The sequence below is a fragment of the Streptomyces wedmorensis genome, assembly GCF_000716445.1.
Classification (GTDB): domain Bacteria; phylum Actinomycetota; class Actinomycetes; order Streptomycetales; family Streptomycetaceae; genus Streptomyces; species Streptomyces wedmorensis.
On the sequence record NZ_JNWK01000005.1, the window covers coordinates 98300 to 118592 of the forward strand.

The following is a 20293-nucleotide window of genomic DNA, read 5'->3' on the forward strand; positions in this document are numbered from 1 at the left end:
CGTCAGCCTCGACCATCCCGGGAAGTCCGGCCGTCGGCGGACCAGGACGCTCGTGGACGAGCCGACGTACCGGTCGTACGGGCGCCGGCCGTCAGTGTGCCCCGGCCTTGTCCGGTACGGCCGGCACGGCGGCGAAGGGGCTGTCGTGCAGGTGGGCGAGGAGGTCGCCCGGGTCGTCGTGGACCGTGTCGGCGCCCGCTCCGGTGAGGTCGGCGCGGGGGATGCCGCCGCAGAGGAGGCCGACGGGGATCACGTGTGCGCGGCGCGCGGCCTTCATGTCCCAGACGCTGTCACCGACGAACACGGCCCGGTCGGGGCCGACGTCGACGAGCGAGAGGGCTAGCTCGATGGGATCGGGGGCGGGTTTGCCTTCCTCGACGTCGTCGGCGGTGGCGGTGGCCGTGACGGCGTCGTCGGCGTCGAGCGCGCGGCGCAGGGCGGTGAGTTCGCGGTCCTTGGCGGAGGTCACCAGGACGATCCGCCAGCCGTCGCCGGCCAGGGCGCGCAGCAGGTCGGCGGCGCGGTCGAAGGCCTGGAGCCGTTCGAAGAAGGTTCCGTAGAGGGTGTCGTGGGCGGCGCTGAGCCGGTCGTCGTCGCCGTGGTCGTGGTCCTCGCCGAGCAGGTGGTCGAGGAGCCGCTCTCCCGGCAGGCCGATCGCCCGGTGCACGGCGTGCGTGGGCACCCGGTGGCCGCCCTGGCGCAGGGCCTCCCACCAGGCGACCACGTGCAGGTGGTTGGAGTCGACGAGGGTCCCGTCGACGTCGAAGAGCGCGGCGCGGTCCATGGCGGTGCTCCCTACAGGTCGCGGAGGGCGGGCAGCAGGGTGGTCTCCGCCCAGCGGAGGAAGGGCTGTTGGTGGTCGCCGCCGATCTGGACGAGGGCGAGGTCGGTGAACCCGGCCTCGGCGAACGGCCGGACCGCGTCCAGGACGGCACCGACGTCGTCCCCGCAGGGGATGCTCTTGGCCACGTCCTCCGGGCGGGTGTGTTCGGAGGCCTGCTCGAAGCCGGCCGGCAGCGGGATCTCGGCGTTGAGCCGCCAGCCTCCCAGGGCCCACCGGAACTGCTCGTGGGCGCGGGACACCGCCGCTTCGCGGTCGGTGTCGTAGCAGAGGGGCAGTTGTCCGACGCGCGGCTTGCCCGCGCCGCCTTGGGCGTCGAAGGCGTCCAGCAGTTCCCGTTTCGGTTCCGTCGCGATCAGCAGGTCGCCGTGGCGGCCGGCGAGCGCGCAGGAACGGGGGCCCGACACCGCGATGCCGAGGGGCGGCGGGGTGTCGGGGAGGTCCCAGAGCCGGGCGTCGTCCACCTGGAAGTACCGGCCGTGCCGCGTCACGTATCCGCCGGCGAACAGGGCGCGGATGATCTCGGCGGCCTCGTCCAGCATGGCGAGCCGGACCCGTGCCGAGGGCCAGCCCGCGCCGACGACGTGTTCGTTGAGGTTCTCGCCGGAGCCGAGGCCGAGGCGGAAGCGGCCTTCGGACAGCAGCTGGACGGTGGCCGCCTTCTGGGCGATCACCGCCGGGTGGTAGCGGAAGGTCGGACAGGTCACGAAGCTCATCAGCGGGATCTCGGAGGTCGCCTGTGCCGCCGCGCCGAGGACGCTCCACGCGTACGGGGCGTGTCCCTGCGACGCGAGCCACGGGAAGGAGTGGTCCGAGATCACGGAGAAGTCGAACCCCGCCCGTTCCGCCTCGACGAGGTGCCCGACCAGCTCACGGGGGCCTGCCTGCTCGGTCATCATGGTGTACCCGATGTGCATCATGTCCCGCGACTTGCCGCGTGCGGGGTGCCTGAAACGGGTCGTCTCACACGCTCGTGAGGAGCTGCGCCGACAGGTTCTCGACCATCGACTCGGTCCATCGCATCTGTCGCAACGTGCGGGGGTGACAGAAGGACGTCAGTTCGAGGAGCGGGCGGTCCCGGGTGGCGTGCGCGGCCTGGGTCAGCATCTCCCAGTGCAGCGAGTTCCCGGCCGCGCCGAGGTACAGGGCCCGCAGGTCCGCGAGGAGGAGCAAGCCGGGGTCCGGCGGGTCGCCGGCGGCTGCCGTCGTCCGCGGGAGCGGCGTGTGCGGCGGCCCGGTGGGCACGGAACCGGTGACCGGGCCTTCCGCGGGCGGAGCGCCGTGTGCGCGTGCCGCCTCCGCAAGGCGGCGGCAGTGCTCCTCGGACCACTGGGCGAAGACGGTCGCGACGTGGTGGACCTCCTGTTCCGCGCGGTGCCGGTCCGCCGCGGAGGCCAGGTCGAGGGCCAGTCTCCGCTCGCCGTCCCGCAGGGCGTCCAGAGTCAGGGCGATGCCGTTCACGGTCGTTCCTCCTTCCGGCGCCCGGCCTCGCGGGGCCCGTCGTCCCGGGGGCCCGGCTCGGGGGCCTCCTCGACGCGGGCGTCGACGCCTCCCCGCGTACCGCGCACGGAGCCGGTGCGGGAGGGTGCGGGGCGCGGTGGGTGCGGGCGCGGGCGTGCCGTCGCACTTCGCCACGAGCGAGGGGCGGCGGTGCAGGTCCTGTACAGGGGCTGTTCGGAGACCGGGTCCCGATGCGGCGGCGAGTCGGGGGCGCGGGCCGGTCCGGGTGCGGGTGTGGAAGTGGTGGAGGGTGCGGCCCGTGGTCATCTGGAAGGACCCTTCGCCCTCGGGCCGTTGCTCGCGGGGGCAGGTACTCGGCGGGCCGCAGGACGGCCTTGCCCTCACGGGTGTCCCAGGGTTCGGTGACGCGGTCCACGGACGCGGTCACGGTCACCTCCCTGACTACGGCCGCGCGCCGTACCGGCGCCACGCGGCGGGGGCCGCCCCGGGCGGGTCCGCCCGGGGCGGTCGTGAGCGGCTGTACGGGGACGCCCGGGCGGTCCCGCGGCGAGGGGAACGCGGGGTGCGGGGCCGCCCGGCGTCGTCAGCGCAGCCCCGGGTCGCCGGGGCCGGGGGGCAGCGGCCAGGACTCGGTGCCCGAGGACCTGCGTGTCCGGTCGGGGTCGCCCATCGATCCGGGCTCCTCCCTCATCGGACCGGGCCCTTCGCCCATCGGGGCGGTCCCGGCGTCCATCGGGCCGGGTTCCTCGCCCATCGGCGTTCCGGTCGAGGTCCGTGCGGTGTCGGCGTCCTTCGGCCGGATGCGGCCGCGCCAGCCGCCGGTCGCCTGGTCGTGGTCCTCGATGAAGCCCTTGAACCGCTTGAGGTCGCCCTTGACGCGCCGGTCCAGCATGCCGAGGGCGTCGGCGGTCTTCTCCGCCATGCCTTCGGGCTCGACGTCCATGGCGAGGCGTACGCGGGTGTGTCCGGCGTCCAGCGGCTGGAAGCTGACGACGCCCTTCTGCCGGATCCCGTCGCCCGTGCTGCGCCAGGCGATCCGCTCGTCGGGGAGCTGGTCGACGATCTCGGTGTCGAACTCGCGCTGCACCCCGGCGATCTTGGTCCGCCAGTGGCAGTGCCGGTCGTCGAGCTGCCGGACGTCCTCCACGCCCTCCATGAAGCGCGGGAAATCCTCGAACTGCGTCCACTGGTCGTACGCGCTCCGCACCGGAACGTCGACGTCGATCATCTGCTCGACCTTGCTCATGTCCTGCCTCCTCCGTGTCGTGCCGTCACGCACTCTGCGGGATCGCCCCGCGCGTACCCGGCGACGCCCGGCTCATTCACGGCCGGGGTCGGCCGGGGCGGACCGGCGGCCCCTCCCCGGGACGAGGCGCCTCGGTCAGGGGCGCCTCGCGGCCGCGGTCGGTGCGCCCGGTCAGTGGGCGGCGGCCCCGAACTCGGCGTGCTGCGTCCGCAGCGCGAAGTCGGCTTCTCCCCGGGGCGGTTCGCCGAGGTAGTGCCGGCGCGCCTCGGCGCGTGCCTCCCGCATCAGCGTCCGGAACTCCTCGTCACTGAGTCCGCGCCTGTCTCGTACCGTCCTGTGCTCGGCGTTCCCCGGCATCTCCGGGCCTCCTAGGGGTCTTGCCTTCCACCCGGGCCGACTACCCGTCGAGGAGTCGCACATTCGCGGGTCCGGCCCGTTCCCCGCCGGGCTCAGGAATCGGCGCTGGGAACGTCGAGCGGGCCCAGCGGCGCCTCGTTGCGGGCCACTTCCATCCGGTCGCCGAGTTCGCGGAGCCGGTTGCGGCCCATGGCCTTGCGGACGTCGGGGAACCAGTCCTGTTCCTCCTCCTCGACGTGGTGCCGCACGTTCTCCATCAGGACGGTCATCTTCGCGTCGAACCGCTCGTCCGACGGGTCGAGTCCGGCCAGTTCGGCGAGCATCCAGAGCACCACGTGGTGCTCCTCCACGCTTTCGAGGACGTGGTCGGTGGTCTCGGGGGCGGCCTCCCGGGCCGCCGGGTAGAAGACCTGCTCCTCGATCCACGCGTGGGTGGTGAGTTCTCGGATCACCTGCTCGGCGATCTCGCCCTTCTTCGTCCGGTCGTGGTCATCCGCCCGTTCGAACTCCTTGAACAGCTTCTCCACGGTCTTGTGGTCGTCGCGGAGCAGCACGATCCCGTCCATCACGAACCCTTCCTCACGTCGACGTGCCCCGGCCGGCCGGTCGGGGCGGTCCGCCCCCGCGACTGCCCGGTGCGGCGGCACCGAACCGGGCCGTCCGGCCTCCGGGGCCGGGGCACGGGCCGTCACGAGGCGTCCGCCGCGGTGCGCAGGTCGGCGACGAGGCCCGCGTACATCTCGCACGTCCGCGTACATCTCGCGCGGAGGGAAGCGCCTCTCGCGCGGAGGGAAGCGCCTCTCGCGCGGAGGGACGCGCCGAAGCCCTGTCCACAGCGCCGGGTACCGGGACGAAACGGCATGAGGCCGTCGGCAGCGGGTATGGGCCCGCCGAGGCGAGGAGGCGCGATGAAGATCCTGACCATGGGGGTGGAGGAAGAGTTCGTGCTGGTGGACCGTGTGACGCGGACGCCCGTGAACCGGGCGCCGGAGGTCATCCGGCGGGCCCAGCGCGAACTCGGCGAACAGGTGCAGGCCGAGTTCTTCAACGCCCAGATCGAAATATGTACGGCGCCCACCGCGAGCCGCGAGCACCTGCGCGAGGAGCTGTCGTGGCTGCGCACGGTGGTGGGTACGGCGGCGCGGGACGAGCGCTGCATGCCCGTCGCGTGCGGCACGCCCGTACTGTCCCCGGAGGCCCCCCTGACGATCACGGACACGGACCGGTACCGGCTGATGGCCCGCCGCTTCGCCCCGCTGGTGACCCGGCGTGACGGGACGGCCCGGGACGACAGCCTGGTCTGCGGATGTCACGTCCACATCGGGACGCTCGACCGGGAGCGGGCCCTCGCCCTGGCCATGCACATGCGGCCGTGGCTGCCCGTCCTTCAGGCGCTGGCCGGCAACTCGCCGTACGCCGGGTGCCGTGACACCGGGTACGAGAGCTGGCGCTCGGTCGAGCACGCGAGGTGGCCGACCGTCGGGCCGACACCCGTGCTCGACGAGCCGCAGTACCTCGCCCACGTCGCGCGGCTCGTCGCGGACGGGACGCTGCTCGACAACCGGATGGTGTACTGGCACGCCCGGCCCTCGGAGCACGTGCCGACGCTGGAGATCAGGCTGGCGGACACCAACGCGGACCTCGACACGGTGGTCCTGCTGGCGATCCTGGCCCGGGGGCTCGCCGCGACCCTGCTGACGCGCGTCGAGTCCTCCGTGCCGCCGCCCCTGATAGCCGGGGCGAGGCTGCTGCGGGCGCACGGGCTGGCCGCCGTCCAGGGCCTCACCGGGACGGGCCTCGATCCGGTCGACGGCCGGGAGCGGCCCGCCACGGCCCTCCTGGACGAGCTGATCGAGGTCGCCCGCCCGGGTCTCACCGCCGCCGACGACCTCGCGTGGGTACGCGACCAATGGGAACGCATCCGTACGGACGGCGGCGGCGCGGCACGGCAGCGCGCCGTCTACCGCCGGCACGGCCGGCTGAGCGCGGTGGTGGACTCGCTGGCCGCGGCCACGGTCGGGAGCTGATCCGCGTGCGTGCCGCCCTCTTCGACCGTCCGGCCGTCCTCACCGCCGGCCCGCGCCCCGGCAGGTCGTACGCCCCTCGGGTGTGCCGGCTCCCCGGCGTGTACGCGCCCCAGGGCGACACCGGACTCCTCATGGGGCAGCTGCGGCGCGAGGACCTGCGCCCCGGCGCCCGCTCGCTCGACCTGTGCACCGGGACCGGTGTCCTCGCCGTGGCGGCCTCGCTGCGCGGCGCGCGGGCCACCGCCGTCGACGTGTCGCTCGCCGCGATCGCCAGCGCGCGGCTCAACGCGCTGCTGCACGGCTGCCGGGTGCGGGCGCTCCGCGGCGACCTGGACGCCCCGGTGCGGCACGAGCGCTTCGACCTGATCACCGTGAACCCGCCCTACGTGCCGAGCGAGGACGCCGAGGTCCCGGCCCGGGGAGCGCGCCGGAGCTGGGACGCGGGGCTCGACGGCCGGCTGCTCCTCGACCGCGTCTGCGCCCGGGTGCCCCGCCTCCTGACGCCGTCCGGCGTCCTGCTCATCGTGCAGTCGTCGCTGTCCGGCGTCACCGGCACCCTGGACGCGCTCCGGCGCGGCGGGCTGCGGGCCCGTGTCGTCGGGCGTTCCACGCAGCCGTTCGGGCCGGTGATGTCGGCCCGGGCGGACTGGTTCGCGGCCCGGGGACTGGTGGCCCCGGGCACGCGTACCGAGGAGCTGGTCGTCATCCGGGCCTGCCGCCCGTGATTGGGGACGGGGAGCCGGGGCATTCGCGCGATGTCCGCGCAGTCGTATCGGATCGGTGGTGTGTCATGTCTGCTTCCCCTGACGGGAACGCCTCTCGGGCCGGGGCGCGGGAGACGGCCCTTCCGGAGGCACGGCAGGAGAGCCGTGGACCGGCGAGCGCCCCCCGCCCCGCCGGGCGCCGCGCGGCGCCGCCCCGCGTCCAGCCGCTCCTCGAAGGGCCGCTGCTGGTCGAGGGGCCCGCGGAGATCGTCATGCCGGACGGGTCGGTGCTCCACTGCGAGCGGCCCGTGATCGCCCTCTGCACGTGCCGGCGCACCCTGCGGGCACCGTTCTGCGACACGAGCCACCGCCCGCGCCTGAGGCGCCGCGCGCGACCCGAGGCCGGCGCGGCCCGGTCGCGCCCGCCACGGCCGGACCCGCCCGGTCCCGGGGCCGCAACCGAGCCGGCGGGGGAGGTCGATCCGTCATGACCGTCCTCCACGCGCCCGTCACCACGGCGCCCGAACTCCCCGAGGCCCGCGGCACCGTGTCCGACGCGGTACGGAGCCGGCTCCGCGCGGGCCCCGGGCGGCTGCCCGACGAATCGGAGATCGCCCGCTGCGCCTCGTACGGCGAGGATCTGCACCTCTCCCTGTACCTCTGCTACGAACTGCACTACCAGGGTTTCGCCGGGGTCCCCGAGACCCTCGAATGGGACCCCGACCTGCTGAGGGTCCGGGCCCTCCTGGAGCACCGCTTCGAGAGCGCGCTGCGGCACGACTGCCGTGACGCGCCCCCTGTGGACGAGGCACTGTCCGAGCTGCTCATCGAGCCCGTCGACGGGACCGGCGTCTCCCGCTTCCTGCTCGCCCGGGGCGAGTCGTGGCCGGTGCGCGAGTACGCGGCGCTGCGCTCCGTGCACCAGCTCAGGGAGGCCGATCCGCACCTGTGGGTCGTCCCCCGGCTGCGGGGCCGCGCCAAGGCGGCCATGGTCGCCGTCGAGTACGACGAGTACGGCTGCGGGCGGGCGGAGCGCATGCACTCCCGGCTCTACGCGGACCTGATGACCGACCTGGACCTCGACCCGTCGTACGGGCGGTACGTCGACGCGGCCGGCGCCGAGACGCTGGCGGCCTCGAACCTGATGACCCTGTTCGGGCTGCACCGCAGGCTGCGCGGCGCCCTCGTGGGGCACTTCGCCGTCCTGGAGGTGACCTCCCCGCCCGCCGCCTCGCGCCTCGCCGAGGCGATGCGCCGGATCGGCGCGGGACCGGCCGCCGCGCGGTACTACGACGAGCACGTGGAGGCCGACGCCGTCCACGAGCAGCTGGTGCGTCGCGAGGTCGTCGGCGGCCTCCTCGACGACGAACCGGAGCTCGCCCCCGAGGTCGCCTTCGGCATCGCCGCGACCTGCCTCGTGGAGGACCGGCTCGCCCGCCATGTGACGGACGCCTGGTCCCGGGGCGAGAGCGCCCTGCGGACGCCGTCCGGCGGCCCCTCTCCCCTGCCGAGCCGGGCTTGGAAGGGCCGGTGAGCCGTTCCGGGCCAAGCCGTCTGGCCGGGGCCCTGGGGGCGTTCGGCCGGACCCGGGGCGTTCGGCCGGGTCCGGGGGAGCCGTTCCAGGTTCGGGGGAGCCGTTCCAGGTTCGTGGGAGCCGTTCCAGGTTCGTGGGAGCCGTTCCAGGTTCGGGAGCCCTCGGGGTCCGCACCCGTCGACGCGCGGCCGCTCAAGTCCCGGACCCTCGACGCGCCCGGGGTCCTCGCGCACGCCGACGCCCACGCAGGGCGTCGGCCGTGACGGCGCCCGCCCCGGCGACCGCCCGGAGCAGGGCGCGGCATCGGTCCGCGGCGGTAAGGACGACGGTCCGGCCGGCCGGCGGCCGACGCTCCCGCGCGGGAGCGTGGGTGTGGATCACGAAGAGGCCCTCCACGAAGGCGCCGAGGTCCAGGCCCGCGGACTCGCCACCGTCGGATGTCATCGGACTCGTCTCCCGCTCTCGCACCCGTGTCGTCTCCGCCTTCGAGGAGGTGCGAGGCACCTGCCCGGTCCGGCGGCGGGCATTCACGGCGGAGCGGGGCCGGCCGGGCGGGCGGGGACGGAATGACGAGGTCCGTGCGGGGGTAGACGCAGGTCCGCCCCTTTCCGGAGGGGCGTCATGACCGGCGACGAGAACAGGAGCAGGCCATGAACCTGACGGAGGGCCCGGCCCCGCACCGCGCGGCGGACGGAGCGGCACGCTCCGCGCAGTCGCGGTCCGCCCACGAGGCCGTCGGCCGCCCGGTTCCGCCGGAGTCCTGGGAGGCCCCTGGGGACGGGCTGGAGACGACGGGAGAAGGCCGCGCGCAGACGCTGCCCGCCGACCACACCCAGGCGATCCTGGAGACGACGAAGGAGGTCGGCGCCGTGCTCAAGGCGTCGGGCTGCCCGTTCGCCCTGGTCGGCAGTGTCGCCGCGTACGCGCACGGGATCCCGGTCCGGCTCCAGCACGACACGGACTTCGCCGTGCGCCGGGAGGACGCCGAACTGGTCACGCGGTCGCTGCGTGAGCGCGGGATACGCATCGTCGAACCGCCCGAGGACTGGCTCGTCAAGGCCAGGGCGGGCGGCGAGGAGATCGACCTGATCTTCGCGCTCGCCGGCCGGCCCGTCACGACGGAGCTGCTCGCCCGTGCCCCGACCATGCCGGTCGACTCCGTCCACATGCCGGTGCTCGCCCCGACCGACATCATGGTCTCCCGCCTCCTGGCCCTCTCCGAGCACCACTGTGACTTCGGCGCCCTGCTGCCGGTGGCGCGCGGGCTGCGCGAGCGGGTCGAGTGGGCGCGGGTGCGCCAGGAGACCGCCGACGCGCCGATGGCCGTCGCCTTCCTGTACCTGCTGGAACTCCTGGACGTCCTGCCCCGTGGCGACGCCGCGGCCTGAGGACGACTCCCCGGACCGGGTCGAGGGCCCGACCGGTCCGGGGAGCTTCGCCAGGTGCTTCAGGAGGCCGCGCCAGGTGCTTCAGGAGGCCGCGGAGACCGTCCCGACGAGGTCGCCGACCTGCCGGTCGGGCAGGGCCCGCGCGACGTCGGCCTGGGCGATGATGCCGACGAGGACGTGCTCGTCGATGACGGGGACACGGCGGATCATGTGCTCGCTCATGACGGCCAGCACCTGCTCGACGGAATCGTCCGCCTTCACCGTGACGATGGTGTCCTGGGCCAGTTCGCCGGCCGTGCACGCGCTCGGGTCCTTGCCCTGGGCGACGCACTTGAGGACGATGTCGCGGTCGGTGAGCATGCCGTGCAGCTTCTCGTCGGGCCCGCAGATCGGCAGTGCCCCGACGTCGAGTTCGGCCATCTTCCGTGCCGCGTCGACGAGGCTCTCGGACGACCGGACGCAGGTCGCGTCCGAAGTCATGATGTCGCGTGCGGTGGTCATGGATGTCACCTGCGCTCATGTGGGGGTCGGTGTGCGGCTCGCGCCCGCGGGAGCGTGCGTCCCACGGGCGCGTGCCTGGTACGGCTGGTCGGCGAGCTCGTCGCTACAGGTCGCGGCGGGTCTTCTCGGCCTGCTCGCGCGCCTTCTCGGCGACCTCTTGGACCTTGCCCTTCATCTGGTCGCCTTTGCCCTCGGCTTCCAGACGTTCGTTGCCCGTGGCCTTGCCCACGGTCTCCTTGATCTTGCCCTTGCCCTTCTCCATACCGCTCTTGCCACCCATCAGTGATGTCCTTTCTCCGTGGGGTTTCTCGTCGGTCTTCGCGTCAGGCCCTGCCTCCGCCGCCGGCGAGGCTGCGGACGATCGCGGACGCGAAGGCGTCCACGTCGCCCGGCTTGCGGGACGTGATCAGCGGGTGACCTCCGGAGGTGTCGACGACGACCTCGCGATCCACCCATGTGCCGCCCGCGTTCTCCAGGTCGGAGCGGAGCGAGGGGTACGACGTGAGTTCGCGGTCCCGGGCGAGCCCGGTGTCCACGAGCAGCCAGGGTCCGTGACAGATGGCGGCGACCGGTTTGCCGGCGTCGGCGAAGGCCGAGAGCAGGCGCCGCGCGCTGTCGTCGGTGCGCAGCCGGTCGGCGTTCAGCGTGCCTCCCGGCACGATGACGGCGTCGAAGTCGTCGGCGGCCGCGTTCTTCAGTGTCGTGTCCGGCCGGACGACGTCCCCGGGCCGCCGGTCCGAGACCAGGGTCCGGACGTCCTCGTCCTTCTGCGCCGCCACAGTGACGCGTGCGCCGGCCTCGCGCAGGGTCCTGACGGGCTTCTGCAGCTCGTCCTGATCCGTCCCGTAGTTCGTCGTGAGGACGAGTACGGCCTTTCCGGCGAGCGTTCCGTCGGTCTTTGCGTCGACTTCTCCGTCGGGCTTTCCGTCGGGCTTTCCGTCGGGCGACACGATGCGATCCTCTCCGGCGTCGAACCCCCCGCCACTCCTGCGCCTCACCCCGTACGCGCGGCTCAAACGTCGTGGCGCCCGGCTTCGGAACCGTAGTGGCCGATCGCCGTGCATGAACCCGGGGAGAGGGGGCAAGCGCGGACGTACCGAGTGCCCTCGCGCCGAGGACGACCGGCAGGCCTCGGAGGCAGTGGAGGTGCCGCCATGGTTCCCCTTCTTCTCGTACTCCTTCTGATCCTGGTGCTGTTCGGCGCGGGTTTCGCCGTCGAAGTGCTCTGGTACATCGCCATCGCCGTGCTCGTGCTGTGGCTGCTCGGCTTCCTGATGCGGAGCGGCAGCGGCCGCTGGTACCGCTGGTGAGTCGGCCCCCGCTCGAACGCCGGTGAATCGGCCCCCGCTCGAACGACGTGCCCGCGCCCCGGACTTGGTCCGGGGCGCGGGCACGTCGTGGGGTGTGGGCGACCGGGCAGGCCCTCACCCGGCCTTCCGCGAGTCGACGGACCGCCTGCGGGACCACCGGACGACGAGGCTCAGCACGGAGACGAGGGTCAGCACCCAGACGGCCGCGAACAGCCAGATCAGCACCGGGGCCTCGGTGGCCACCGCGAGGACCAGCAGCACGAGGGTCGCGGCTGCCAGCGCGGCGACGCCGAGGGCGCGGACGCGGTGGCGGCCGGTGAGCGAGGGCCGTCTCAGCGTGGGACCTCGTCGCATCGTGCGCAGCCGGCGGGCCAGCGGCTCGTCATGGTCCAGCTGCTCTTCGATCTCCGCCAGAACGCGTCGCTCTCGCGCCGAGAGTCGGGCCTCGTCCATCACGGACACCTCCTCCCGATCCCTGTCCTTCCATGAGAACCGGAATCGACGGCCGACGCCATCGCATCACACCGGTAGGTTCCCCCAGAACTGTGTCAGACCATGCAATAACGGGCATCATGCCTTCAGGCGCTCGACCGACGGACCCCGCCGCCCCTCCATCGACACCGCGGCGCAGGCCCAACGCCACCGTCGAAGGAGCATTCCATGTCCACCGTCGCCGGAAACGGCTCCGTCACGCTCAGCGACCACACCGCCGCACCGGTGGGCGGTCCGGGGGCCGCGACGCGCCGGGCGGCGCTTGGCGGCATCTCCGAACCGATCCGTCCGACGGCCACCTCCACGGGCGACGCCCGGGCCCTCTCCGTCGCGCTCTTCGCACGGCTGCGGGCTCTGGAGGAAGGAACGCCGGAGTACGCGTACGTCCGCAACACCCTGGTGGAGCTCAACCTCAGCCTGGTGAAGTTCGCGGCCCGGCGGTTCCGGAACCGCGCGGAGCCGAAGGAGGACATCGTGCAGGTCGGCACGATCGGCCTGATCAAGGCGATCGACCGCTTCGATCCCGACCGCGCGGTGGACTTCTCGGCGTTCGCCCTGCCGACGATCGTCGGCGAGATGAAGCGGTTCTTCAGGGACACGAGCTGGGCCGTCCGGGTGCCCCGCCGCCTCCAGGAGATGCGGATCGACCTCGCCAAGGCGGCCGACGCCCTGGAACAGGACCTGGGCCGCCGACCCAGCCAGGCGGAACTGGCCGAGCGACTGCACGTCACCGCGGAGGAGGTCGCCGAGGGCCAGCTCGCGGCGCACGGTTACGCCGCCCGCTCCCTGGACGCGCCGGCGGGTGACGAGGACTCCGTCTCCGGTACGAGCGGACGCCACCTGGCCACCACCGAGCCCTCCTACGAGCTCGTCGAGTCACTGACGTCGCTGCGGCCCCTGCTCGCCCGGCTCGACGACCGCGACCGGCGCATCCTCGAACTGCGCTTCGGCGAGGAGCTCACCCAGTCGGAGATAGGCCACCGGATCGGACTGTCCCAGATGCACGTCTCGCGACTCCTCACCCGCATCCTCGGCGAGCTCAGGCAGGGCCTCCTCCAGGACGGCGCCACGGCGGACGGGACGGACGGCTGACCTCCAGCCACACCACCTTGCCCACCGCCCCCGGCGCCTTGTCCTCGGTACCCCAGTCCCCGGCGAGCCGGTCGAGCACCATCAGACCGTGCCCGCCGGGCACACCGGGCGACCGGGGCGCCTGACGACGCGGATGCTCGGGGCTCGCGTCGGCCACCTCGACCCGCAGCAGCCCGTACCCGTGCCGCAGGACCAGCTCCTCGGGGCCTCCGGCGTGCAGGCAGGCGTTGGTGACGACCTCCGACACGAGGAGCAGCACGTCCTCCACCCGCTCCCCCGCCTCTTCGGTCTCCGGGGGGATCCACCCCCAGTCGGCCAGCGCCTCCGCGGTGAAGTCGCGGCAGCGGGCCACCACGCCCCGGGTACCGTTGAGGCCGAGCCTGCGGACCTGGCTCGGGGGGCCCTCAGAGCTCTCTGCCATGACTTCCGCCGCCTTCGTGGCCGCGCTCACGCTCCGACAGTGCCTCACCGACACTTCCGTACATCGGGAACACTCCCCGGGCGCCGGTGATCTCGAACATCCGGTCCACCGGCGCGCGCAGCCCGGCGAGCTCCACGGCCCCGCCGGCCTCCAGCATCCGCAGACGGGATCTGAGCAGCACGTTCAGCCCGGACGAGTCGCAGAACCCCAGGTCGGAGCAGTCGACGACGATCCTTCCGGCCGGCGGACACTCCTCCATCGCGGCCCACAGCCGACCGACCGCGTCGCGGTCGAGTTCGCCCACGAGCACCAGGACGACGGTGTCCGCCCCCGCCACGGGACGGACGGCGACGCTGAAGCGGTCGGGCAGCGGCCCGGAGTCTTCCTCCACCAGCTCTTCGTCCCGCATGGACTCACCATCTCCCTCGTACCCTTCGCTCTTTTTACCCCTTTTCCGAGGAAAACGACCCCGGCACAGAACGCGATCGGACGGAGCGGGCATCGTGGGGCATACCCGATGGCGGCAGGGGCAGGGGCCCCTCGACAGGCCAGTACCGACAGGGACGAGCCATGGCCACACCTCCCCGCGATCCCCCACCTTCCGGCCCCTACCCGGCGCCGGCGAGGCTTGCCGTGGAGAGCCGCCCCGGAGGACGTTCCGACACCGCCGTCCTGCTCCTGAAGGGGGAACTCGACCACGACACGGCCGCGCCCCTGCGGAGCGCCCTGAGGAGGAACGCCGAGGCGACCCGTCTCGTCGTGGACTGCGCCGGGCTGCGGTTCTGCGACTCCACCGGGCTGAACCTGCTGTTGAGGGCCCGGCTCCGACACCTCGCCAGGGGCGGGTCGGTGGACCTGTCCGGCCTGCGCTCTCCGGTGGCCCGCGTCTTCGAGGTCACCGGCGCGCTGCTGATCTTCCGGGTGTACGAGGACGTCGAGGCCGCGCTCGACGACGGCATGACGACATCCGGGCCAGGCAGGCGCATCCCATGACCGGCCGGCCCGTACCGCCCGCTCCCAGCCGTACCCGCCGCTACGCGCTGGGGGAGACCGCCGGGGCGGTGCGGGAGTGCCGTGACCTCACCCGGCAGGCCCTGCGCGAATGGTTCGGGCCGGCGGGCACACCCGGGCACGTCGCCGTCGACGACGCCCTGCTCCTGGTCTCCGAACTCGTCACGAACGCGTACACCCACGGCGGCGTCCCGTACGAACTGTGCCTCGACCGGACCGATGGCCGCTTGTGGGTCCAGGTCAGCGACACGAGCCCGGAGCGGCCGCGGCCGCACGGGCGTCATCGCGCCGGACGCCCCTCGGGGCACGGGCTCTACCTCCTGGAGCGGCTCTCGGCCGCCTGGGGCTGGCTCCCTCGGGGCGAGGGCAAGGCGGTCTGGTTCGAGGTGGTCGTGATCCCCGGGCTCGGAGATGACGACCGACCCACCGTGGAGGGGTGACCCGGGGCCGCCGGGGGATCCACTGCCAGCGGGGGATCCACTGCCAGGCCCACGGCCTCGGCAGTTCCCGCGCCCGCGCCCGCGTGACCGATCCACGAGGGCGCCGCGAGGCGCCCCCGGAAGCCCGCAGAAACGGTCAGGACGGCCTCCGTCTACGCGTGAGAGCCACCCCCATTCGAATGTTCCGGGGCGAAAGGGGCACGCGCCTCTCACAGGCCGATGTGTCCCGCCCCGAAAGGAGAGGCCATGCCCCGCGGATCGAACGCCAAGCGCGAACGGCAGTACGAGCACATCAAGGAGAGCGCACTGGACCGCGGCGAGAGCGAGAAGCGCGCCGAGGAGATCGCGGCACGCACGGTCAACAAGGAACGGGCCCGGGCCGGCGAGTCGAAGACCGCCGGCAAGAGTTCGACCGAGGACATGTCCTCCTCGCGCCGCGGCGGCCTGCGCTCGCACAGCGGCTCGGAAGGTCCGACGTACGACCAGCTCTACGCCGAGGCCCAGCGGCGCAACCTGCACGGGCGCTCCTCGATGAACAAGGCGGAGCTGAAGCGGTCCCTGGGTCACTGAACGGGCGGCCACGGCCCCGGACGGCCGGGGCGCGCCGGCCCGTCGTCGTCCGCTCGGGCACCGTCGTGGGCGCACCGACCGACGGATCGGCCTGATCGCTCCCGGGAGGCGGTCGCGGCCCGCCTCCCACCGCGGCGGCGGTCACGCCCGCGCCTCGCGATGAACCCGATCGGAGGGTCGCTTCACCGCGCCGCGGGCCGCCGGCGGGGATACGGTCGGCGGCATGGTCGGTGATCGTCAGGGGTGGCTCCGGTGTCTGCTCGCCGGGGCCGTGTTCGTGGTGGGAATGACCGGCACGACGCTGCCGACACCTCTGTACCCCCTGTACCAGGAGAAGTTCGGGTTCTCCGAGCTGACGGTGACCGTCGTGTACGCCGTCTACGCGTTCGGGGTCATCGGCGTCCTGCTCCTCGCGGGCAACGCCTCCGACACGATCGGCAGACGGCCGACCCTGCTGTGGGGCCTCGGGTTCGCGGCGGCCAGCGCCCTCTGCTTCCTCTACGCGGAAGGCCTCGGCTGGCTCTACGCGGGCCGGCTCCTGTCGGGTCTCTCGGCCGGCCTGTTCACCGGCGCCGCCACCGCCTACGTCATGGACCTGGCCCCGCCGGGCGGCGCGTCCCGGGCGACGTTCGTGGCGACGGCCGCCAACATGGGCGGTCTGGGCTGCGGACCCCTGCTCGCCGGGGTGCTCGCGGAGTACGCCCCCGAGCCCCTGCTCCTGCCGTTCGCGGTGCACCTCGTCCTGGTGGCCGTGTCGGTCGTCGTCCTGCTGAGGCTGCCCGAGACCGTGCGGGAGCGGCGGCCCCTGACCGCCGTACGGCCGCAGCGGCCGGCCCTGCCCGCACAGGTCCGTCCGGTCTTCGTGCCGGCGGCGATCGCCGCCTTCGCGGGGTTCGCCCTGTTCGGGGTCTTCACCTCGGTCAGCCCCGCGTTCCTCGACCGCTACCTCCACGTCGACAACCACGCCGTGAGCGGTCTGGTCGTCGCGCTGGCCTTCTTCGCCTCCACCGCCGGGCAGCTCGCCGTCGGCCGCGTCGGCGTGGCCCGGTCGCTGCCCCTGGGCTGCGCCGTGCTCTTCGCCGGTCTGGTGTTCCTCGCGGGCGCGCTCGCCACCGACCTCCTGGCGCTCGTCGTCCTGGCCGCCGTCGTCGGCGGAGCCGGCCAGGGCCTCTCCTTCCGCGCCGCGCTCTCGGCCGTCGCCGGAGCCGCGCCTCCGGAGCAGCGCGCGGCCGTCATCTCGACCCTGTTCCTGGTCGCGTACACCGGCATCTCCATCCCGGTGATCGGCGTCGGCCTCCTTGCCGACCCCCTCGGTCTCGAACGGGCCGGTCTGGTCTTCACCGGCACGATGCTCCTGCTCGTCGCCTCGGCCGCCGTGTACCTCCTCCGCCGCCCGGTGCCGACCGGAGCCGCGAAGCAGGGCTGAAGGACCACGATCGGCCGCGCCCGCGCCGGGCCCCGGCGGGGCCGTCGACCGTCAACCCGGCCGCCATCCGGGTGACGGCCGCTGACCTGCCCGTTCCCTGGGCGGACGCATATGCCGCCTGGAGGTTGCGCTAGATACGACGCGTGAACGAACCCCGTCAAAAGGAGCCGCAGCGCGTCATGAAGGACTTCCGCTCGATCCCCACCGCTCCCCGCGGGCTGCCCCTGATCGGGCACGTCGTGCCGCTGCTGCGGGACCCGCTGGCGTTCCTGACGTCGCTGCCCGCCCACGGCGACCTGGTCCGCATCCGGCTCGGTCCCCTCGAGATGATCGTGATCTGCGATCCGGAACTGACCCGGCGGGCCTTGCTGGACGACCGCGTGTTCGACAAGGGCGGCCCGCTGTACGACCGGCTGCGCGAGGTCATCGGCGACGGCGTGGTGTCCTGCCCGCACCAGGCGCACCGCCGGCTGCGGCGGCTGTCGCAGCCCGCCTTCCACCAGGCCCGGCTTCCGGACTACGCACGGGCCATGACCGCCTGCGTCCAGGAGACGACCGACTCCTGGAGGCCCGGTCAGCTCCTCGACGTGCCCGCCGAGATGATGGCGACGAGCTCCCGCATCATCACCGCCACCCTGTTCTCCGACGACCTGCCCACGACCGCGCACGGGCAGCTCGTCGACGACGTCACCACCGTGGTCAAGAGCCTCTACCAGCGCATGTTCCTGATCCCGCCGCTGGACCGCCTGCCCACCCCCGGCAACCGCGCGCACCTCGCCGCCCGCGCCCGCCTCCACGACACCGTCCAGGGCCTCATCGCCCGGCGCCGCGCCGACGGCGCCGACCACGGCGACCTGCTCTCGGCGCTGGTCGCGGCGCAGGACCCCGAGGACGACCGCCCCGGCATGACCGGCGCCGAGATCAGCGACACCGTCGTCTCCTTCGTCCTGGCCGGCATCGAGAGCACGGCGGCCACGCTGTCCTCGGCGCTGGACCTGGTGGCCCGCCACCCCGAGGTCGAGCAGCGCCTGCACGCCGAGGTCGACTCCGTCCTGGACGGCGGACCGGCCGGCTACGCGGACCTGCCGCGCCTGCCGCTGACCGAGCGCGTCGTCAACGAGACGCTGCGGCTGCGCCCGCCGGGCTGGTTCTTCACCCGCGTGGTCACCGCCGACACCCACCTCGGCGAGTACGTGCTGCCGGCCGGCACGAGCGTCGCCTACAGCCCCTACCTCATCCACCACCGGCCCGACCTGCACCACGAACCCGAGTCGTTCGCCCCCGACCGCTGGGCCCCCTCGCACCCCCAGCCGCCCCGCCACGCGTTCCTCCCCTTCGCCTCGGGCGCCCGCAAGTGCATCGGCGACTCCTTCAGCATGGTCGAGTCCACCCTCGCCCTCGCGACCATCGCCTCCCGCTGGCGCCTGGAGCACGTGCCGGGCCACCGGGGCCGCCTCGCCGCCGCCGTGACGCTCGAACTCCGCGACCTCCACATGCGGGCACGGCCACGCACCACGGCATCCGCGTCCCCCGAGCCCGCGGCGGAACCGCTGTCCTGACCAGCGTGCTCCGGCGCCTCCCGTACCGCGGCGCGACTCAGGCGACCGGCACCGCCGGCGCTCTGAGGAGCGGTTCCACCAGACGGAGCTGTGCCGCCGCCAGGACGAGACAGAGTCCCGCGGTACCGGCCCAGAGCGCGCCGACGCCGACGTGCTGGAGCAGCTGGGTGCAGGTGACCGGGGCGGCGACCGTCGCGACGCCCCAGCTGATGCCGTACGCGGCGAGGTAGCGGTCGGCGCCGCCCGGCGGCGCGAGGTCCGCCACCACGGTGAGGACCCGCCCGAGGACGAGGACGTCGCCGAGGCTCCACAGGACCGTGGCCGCCAGGAACGCGGTCATCGTGGACGCCGCCGCGTACCCGGCCAGACCGGCCGCGAGGAGGACGTGACCGAGCGCGATGGCCGCGGAGTCGGACAGCTCGGTGAGGCGGCGCAGCCGCAGGGCCGGCTGGGCGGCGACCACCGTCACCGCCGAGGCGGTGAACAGCAGCCCCGCGTCGGCGGGTTCGAGGCCGTGCCGCGCGAGGGTCAGCGGCAGCCCCATCGTGATCTGGGTGGTCACCAGCGCGAACAGCGTCCCCGAGAGGAACATCGCGCGCAGCGCCCGGTCACGCCAGGGGTGTACGGGCTGGGCCTGTTCGGCGCGGCCCGCGTCGTCGGAGGGCGTGCCTTTGCCGGAGGGGCCGGCGTGGTCGGCGGGCAGTGCGACGCGCAGGACCAGGGCGCACAGGAGACAGGTGACCGCGTCGACGACGAACAGCCAGCGCAGGTCCCAGCGGCCCAGGGCGGCGGCGACGAGTCCCGCGCCGGTGCCGCCCGCCGCGAGGGCGGCGTTGAACAGGCCGTAGGCGCGGACCCGTTCGGAGGGGCCGACCGCGTCGGCGATGAGCGCCTGGCTCGGGGGCTCGTACAGCTCGAAGACGAGGCCGAGGAGCACGGCGAAGACCGCCACCGCGACCAGTGATCCGGCCGTCGCGATGCCCAGCTGGGCGCCCGCGCATCCGGTGAGGCCGAGCACGATCGTGCGACGGCGGCCGAGGCGGCTCGCCAGTCGGCCCCCGGCGAGCCGTGACGGGATCGTCGCGAGCCCGAAGGCGGCGGAGAGGAGACCGGCCGTCGTGACGCCCGCCCCGAAGTCCGTGCTGATCAGCACGGTCAGGAAGGGCAGCGAGAAGGCACCGAGGCGGTTGACCCCGCGCGCCACCACCAGGAGCCATACGGTCCGCGGCATGCCACCACCCCTGCGCGTGACTGTCGAATCGACTATTGTCAGTCACGAACGCTAACCATCGAGGGAGTGACTGGTCAAGTGATGTTCGACAGTCACGTGGCGGTACTGCTGGAACACGCCGTATCGCTCGTGAACACGCTGACCGACGGGGAGTCCCGCGGCCGCCCCTACGCCGTACCCCGCGGCGCCGACCTCCCCGAAGCGGTCGGAGCGGCCGTCTCCGACACCGCGGGCTCACTGCGGCGTACCTTCGACTCCGCCGAGGCGGAGCACCTGGCCGCCACCGCCCGTGCCATGCGCCGGGTCTTCCAGGCCATGCACGACGGCGACCCCGACCTCGCCGCCACCACCGTCAACCGCCTCCTGCGCGACAGCGGCGCCCGCCCGCGCCTGGACCGCGCGCCCGCCGGGAACGAGGACGGCGGCACCCCCTGGCAGCTGCACTTCCACGGCGCCGACGACTCCTTCGCCGCGGGCCACAGCGCCGGCTGCGCCACCGCCCTGGCGCTCGCCGTCGGCGGCAGCCTCGCCGGCCGCCTCGGCGTCTGCCGCGCCGACCGCTGCGACCGCGTCTACGTCGACACGTCCCGCAACACCGCCCGCCAGTTCTGCTCCACCGCCTGCCAGAACCGCACCAAGGCCGCCGCGTTCCGCGCCCGCAAGGGAGGCGGCGGCTGAGACC

26 protein-coding genes are annotated in these 20293 nt (G+C 73.7%); 13 read left to right on the plus strand and 13 right to left on the minus strand.

Going from position 1 to position 20293, the window contains the following annotated elements:
• Window positions 1–91: 91 nt before the first annotated feature.
• From OO54_RS04905 to OO54_RS04930, 6 genes are all read right to left on the minus strand, one after another.
• Window positions 92–784 (minus strand): HAD family hydrolase, encoded by a 693-nt coding sequence (locus OO54_RS04905; protein ID WP_033201621.1) that lies wholly within the window; start codon window positions 782–784, stop codon window positions 92–94.
• Between the two features lie 11 nt (window positions 785–795).
• Window positions 796–1761: an LLM class F420-dependent oxidoreductase gene (locus OO54_RS04910; protein WP_033201622.1), complete on the minus strand. Its 966-nt coding sequence runs from the start codon at window positions 1759–1761 to the stop codon at window positions 796–798.
• Window positions 1762–1804: 43 nt separating this feature from the next.
• Window positions 1805–2302, minus strand: a complete 498-nt coding sequence (locus tag OO54_RS04915) for a hypothetical protein (protein ID WP_033201623.1) — start codon at window positions 2300–2302, stop codon at window positions 1805–1807.
• A 583-nt stretch (window positions 2303–2885) separates the two neighbouring features.
• Window positions 2886–3548, minus strand: coding sequence for an SRPBCC family protein (locus OO54_RS04920; RefSeq protein ID WP_078905047.1), 663 nt, complete (start codon window positions 3546–3548; stop codon window positions 2886–2888).
• A 171-nt stretch (window positions 3549–3719) separates the two neighbouring features.
• Window positions 3720–3905, minus strand: coding sequence for a hypothetical protein (locus OO54_RS04925; RefSeq protein ID WP_033201624.1), 186 nt, complete (start codon window positions 3903–3905; stop codon window positions 3720–3722).
• A 92-nt stretch (window positions 3906–3997) separates the two neighbouring features.
• Window positions 3998–4471, minus strand: a complete 474-nt coding sequence (locus OO54_RS04930; protein ID WP_033201625.1) for a hemerythrin domain-containing protein — start codon at window positions 4469–4471, stop codon at window positions 3998–4000.
• A 342-nt stretch (window positions 4472–4813) separates the two neighbouring features.
• Between OO54_RS04930 and OO54_RS04935 the strand changes: the two genes are divergently transcribed.
• The 5 genes from OO54_RS04935 to OO54_RS04955 all read left to right on the plus strand — a co-directional run bounded on the left by OO54_RS04935 (window position 4814) and on the right by OO54_RS04955 (window position 9558).
• Entirely contained in the window at window positions 4814–5932 is a 1119-nt protein-coding gene (locus OO54_RS04935) for a carboxylate-amine ligase (protein WP_033201626.1), read from the plus strand.
• 5 nt (window positions 5933–5937) lie between these two features.
• Window positions 5938–6657 (plus strand): HemK2/MTQ2 family protein methyltransferase, encoded by a 720-nt coding sequence (locus tag OO54_RS04940; RefSeq protein WP_051786711.1) that lies wholly within the window; start codon window positions 5938–5940, stop codon window positions 6655–6657.
• A 65-nt stretch (window positions 6658–6722) separates the two neighbouring features.
• Window positions 6723–7127 carry a CDGSH iron-sulfur domain-containing protein gene (locus tag OO54_RS48265; RefSeq protein ID WP_078905075.1) on the plus strand — a complete coding sequence of 135 codons (405 nt, stop codon included), beginning with the start codon at window positions 6723–6725 and terminating at the stop codon, window positions 7125–7127.
• Window positions 7124–8170, plus strand: a complete 1047-nt coding sequence (locus OO54_RS04945) for an iron-containing redox enzyme family protein (protein WP_033201627.1) — start codon at window positions 7124–7126, stop codon at window positions 8168–8170. The genes OO54_RS48265 and OO54_RS04945 overlap by 4 nt, the downstream gene beginning before the upstream one ends.
• A gap of 650 nt (window positions 8171–8820) precedes the next feature.
• Complete coding sequence (locus OO54_RS04955) at window positions 8821–9558, plus strand: nucleotidyltransferase family protein (protein ID WP_033201629.1); 738 nt, start codon at window positions 8821–8823, stop codon at window positions 9556–9558.
• A gap of 81 nt (window positions 9559–9639) precedes the next feature.
• On the opposite strand, the gene OO54_RS04960 is transcribed toward OO54_RS04955, so the two are convergent.
• From OO54_RS04960 to OO54_RS04970, 3 genes are all read right to left on the minus strand, one after another.
• Window positions 9640–10059, minus strand: coding sequence for a CBS domain-containing protein (locus OO54_RS04960; RefSeq protein WP_033201630.1), 420 nt, complete (start codon window positions 10057–10059; stop codon window positions 9640–9642).
• Between the two features lie 103 nt (window positions 10060–10162).
• Complete coding sequence (locus OO54_RS04965) at window positions 10163–10339, minus strand: CsbD family protein (protein ID WP_033201631.1); 177 nt, start codon at window positions 10337–10339, stop codon at window positions 10163–10165.
• Window positions 10340–10382: 43 nt separating this feature from the next.
• Window positions 10383–11009, minus strand: coding sequence for a type 1 glutamine amidotransferase domain-containing protein (locus OO54_RS04970; protein ID WP_033201632.1), 627 nt, complete (start codon window positions 11007–11009; stop codon window positions 10383–10385).
• A gap of 204 nt (window positions 11010–11213) precedes the next feature.
• Between OO54_RS04970 and OO54_RS04975 the strand changes: the two genes are divergently transcribed.
• The gene (locus OO54_RS04975) at window positions 11214–11369 is read left to right on the plus strand and encodes a hypothetical protein (RefSeq protein ID WP_033201633.1); all 156 of its coding nucleotides are present in this window, start codon (window positions 11214–11216) and stop codon (window positions 11367–11369) included.
• A gap of 114 nt (window positions 11370–11483) precedes the next feature.
• Here the strand turns inward: OO54_RS04975 and OO54_RS04980 are convergent, their stop codons facing one another.
• Window positions 11484–11822 carry a DUF3040 domain-containing protein gene (locus tag OO54_RS04980; RefSeq protein ID WP_051786712.1) on the minus strand — a complete coding sequence of 113 codons (339 nt, stop codon included), beginning with the start codon at window positions 11820–11822 and terminating at the stop codon, window positions 11484–11486.
• Between the two features lie 207 nt (window positions 11823–12029).
• Between OO54_RS04980 and OO54_RS04985 the strand changes: the two genes are divergently transcribed.
• Window positions 12030–12953, plus strand: a complete 924-nt coding sequence (locus tag OO54_RS04985; RefSeq protein ID WP_033201634.1) for a SigB/SigF/SigG family RNA polymerase sigma factor — start codon at window positions 12030–12032, stop codon at window positions 12951–12953.
• Here OO54_RS04985 and OO54_RS04990 read toward each other — a convergent pair.
• Both OO54_RS04990 and OO54_RS04995 read right to left on the minus strand, forming a co-directional pair.
• Window positions 12901–13374: an ATP-binding protein gene (locus OO54_RS04990; protein WP_033201635.1), complete on the minus strand. Its 474-nt coding sequence runs from the start codon at window positions 13372–13374 to the stop codon at window positions 12901–12903. The genes OO54_RS04985 and OO54_RS04990 overlap by 53 nt on opposite strands.
• The gene (locus OO54_RS04995) at window positions 13358–13783 is read right to left on the minus strand and encodes an STAS domain-containing protein (RefSeq protein WP_051786713.1); all 426 of its coding nucleotides are present in this window, start codon (window positions 13781–13783) and stop codon (window positions 13358–13360) included. Before OO54_RS04995 ends, OO54_RS04990 begins: the two co-directional genes overlap by 17 nt.
• A gap of 161 nt (window positions 13784–13944) precedes the next feature.
• Between OO54_RS04995 and OO54_RS05000 the strand changes: the two genes are divergently transcribed.
• The 5 genes from OO54_RS05000 (at window position 13945) to OO54_RS05020 (ending at window position 18380) form a co-directional block, all read left to right on the plus strand.
• Window positions 13945–14367, plus strand: a complete 423-nt coding sequence (locus OO54_RS05000; protein ID WP_051786714.1) for an STAS domain-containing protein — start codon at window positions 13945–13947, stop codon at window positions 14365–14367.
• On the plus strand, window positions 14364–14825 hold the full coding sequence (locus OO54_RS05005; RefSeq protein ID WP_033201637.1) for an ATP-binding protein: 462 nt from the start codon (window positions 14364–14366) through the stop codon (window positions 14823–14825). Before OO54_RS05000 ends, OO54_RS05005 begins: the two co-directional genes overlap by 4 nt.
• Before the next feature lie 246 nt (window positions 14826–15071).
• Window positions 15072–15395, plus strand: coding sequence for a hypothetical protein (locus OO54_RS05010; protein ID WP_033201638.1), 324 nt, complete (start codon window positions 15072–15074; stop codon window positions 15393–15395).
• Between the two features lie 223 nt (window positions 15396–15618).
• Window positions 15619–16821, plus strand: coding sequence for an MFS transporter (locus OO54_RS05015; RefSeq protein ID WP_033201639.1), 1203 nt, complete (start codon window positions 15619–15621; stop codon window positions 16819–16821).
• 143 nt (window positions 16822–16964) lie between these two features.
• Entirely contained in the window at window positions 16965–18380 is a 1416-nt protein-coding gene (locus OO54_RS05020; RefSeq protein ID WP_234439652.1) for a cytochrome P450, read from the plus strand.
• A 37-nt stretch (window positions 18381–18417) separates the two neighbouring features.
• Here OO54_RS05020 and OO54_RS05025 read toward each other — a convergent pair whose 3' ends face one another.
• On the minus strand, window positions 18418–19611 hold the full coding sequence (locus OO54_RS05025; protein ID WP_033201641.1) for an MFS transporter: 1194 nt from the start codon (window positions 19609–19611) through the stop codon (window positions 18418–18420).
• An 81-nt stretch (window positions 19612–19692) separates the two neighbouring features.
• Between OO54_RS05025 and OO54_RS05030 the strand changes: the two genes are divergently transcribed.
• Window positions 19693–20289, plus strand: coding sequence for a CGNR zinc finger domain-containing protein (locus OO54_RS05030; protein ID WP_033201642.1), 597 nt, complete (start codon window positions 19693–19695; stop codon window positions 20287–20289).
• Window positions 20290–20293 lie beyond the last annotated feature (4 nt).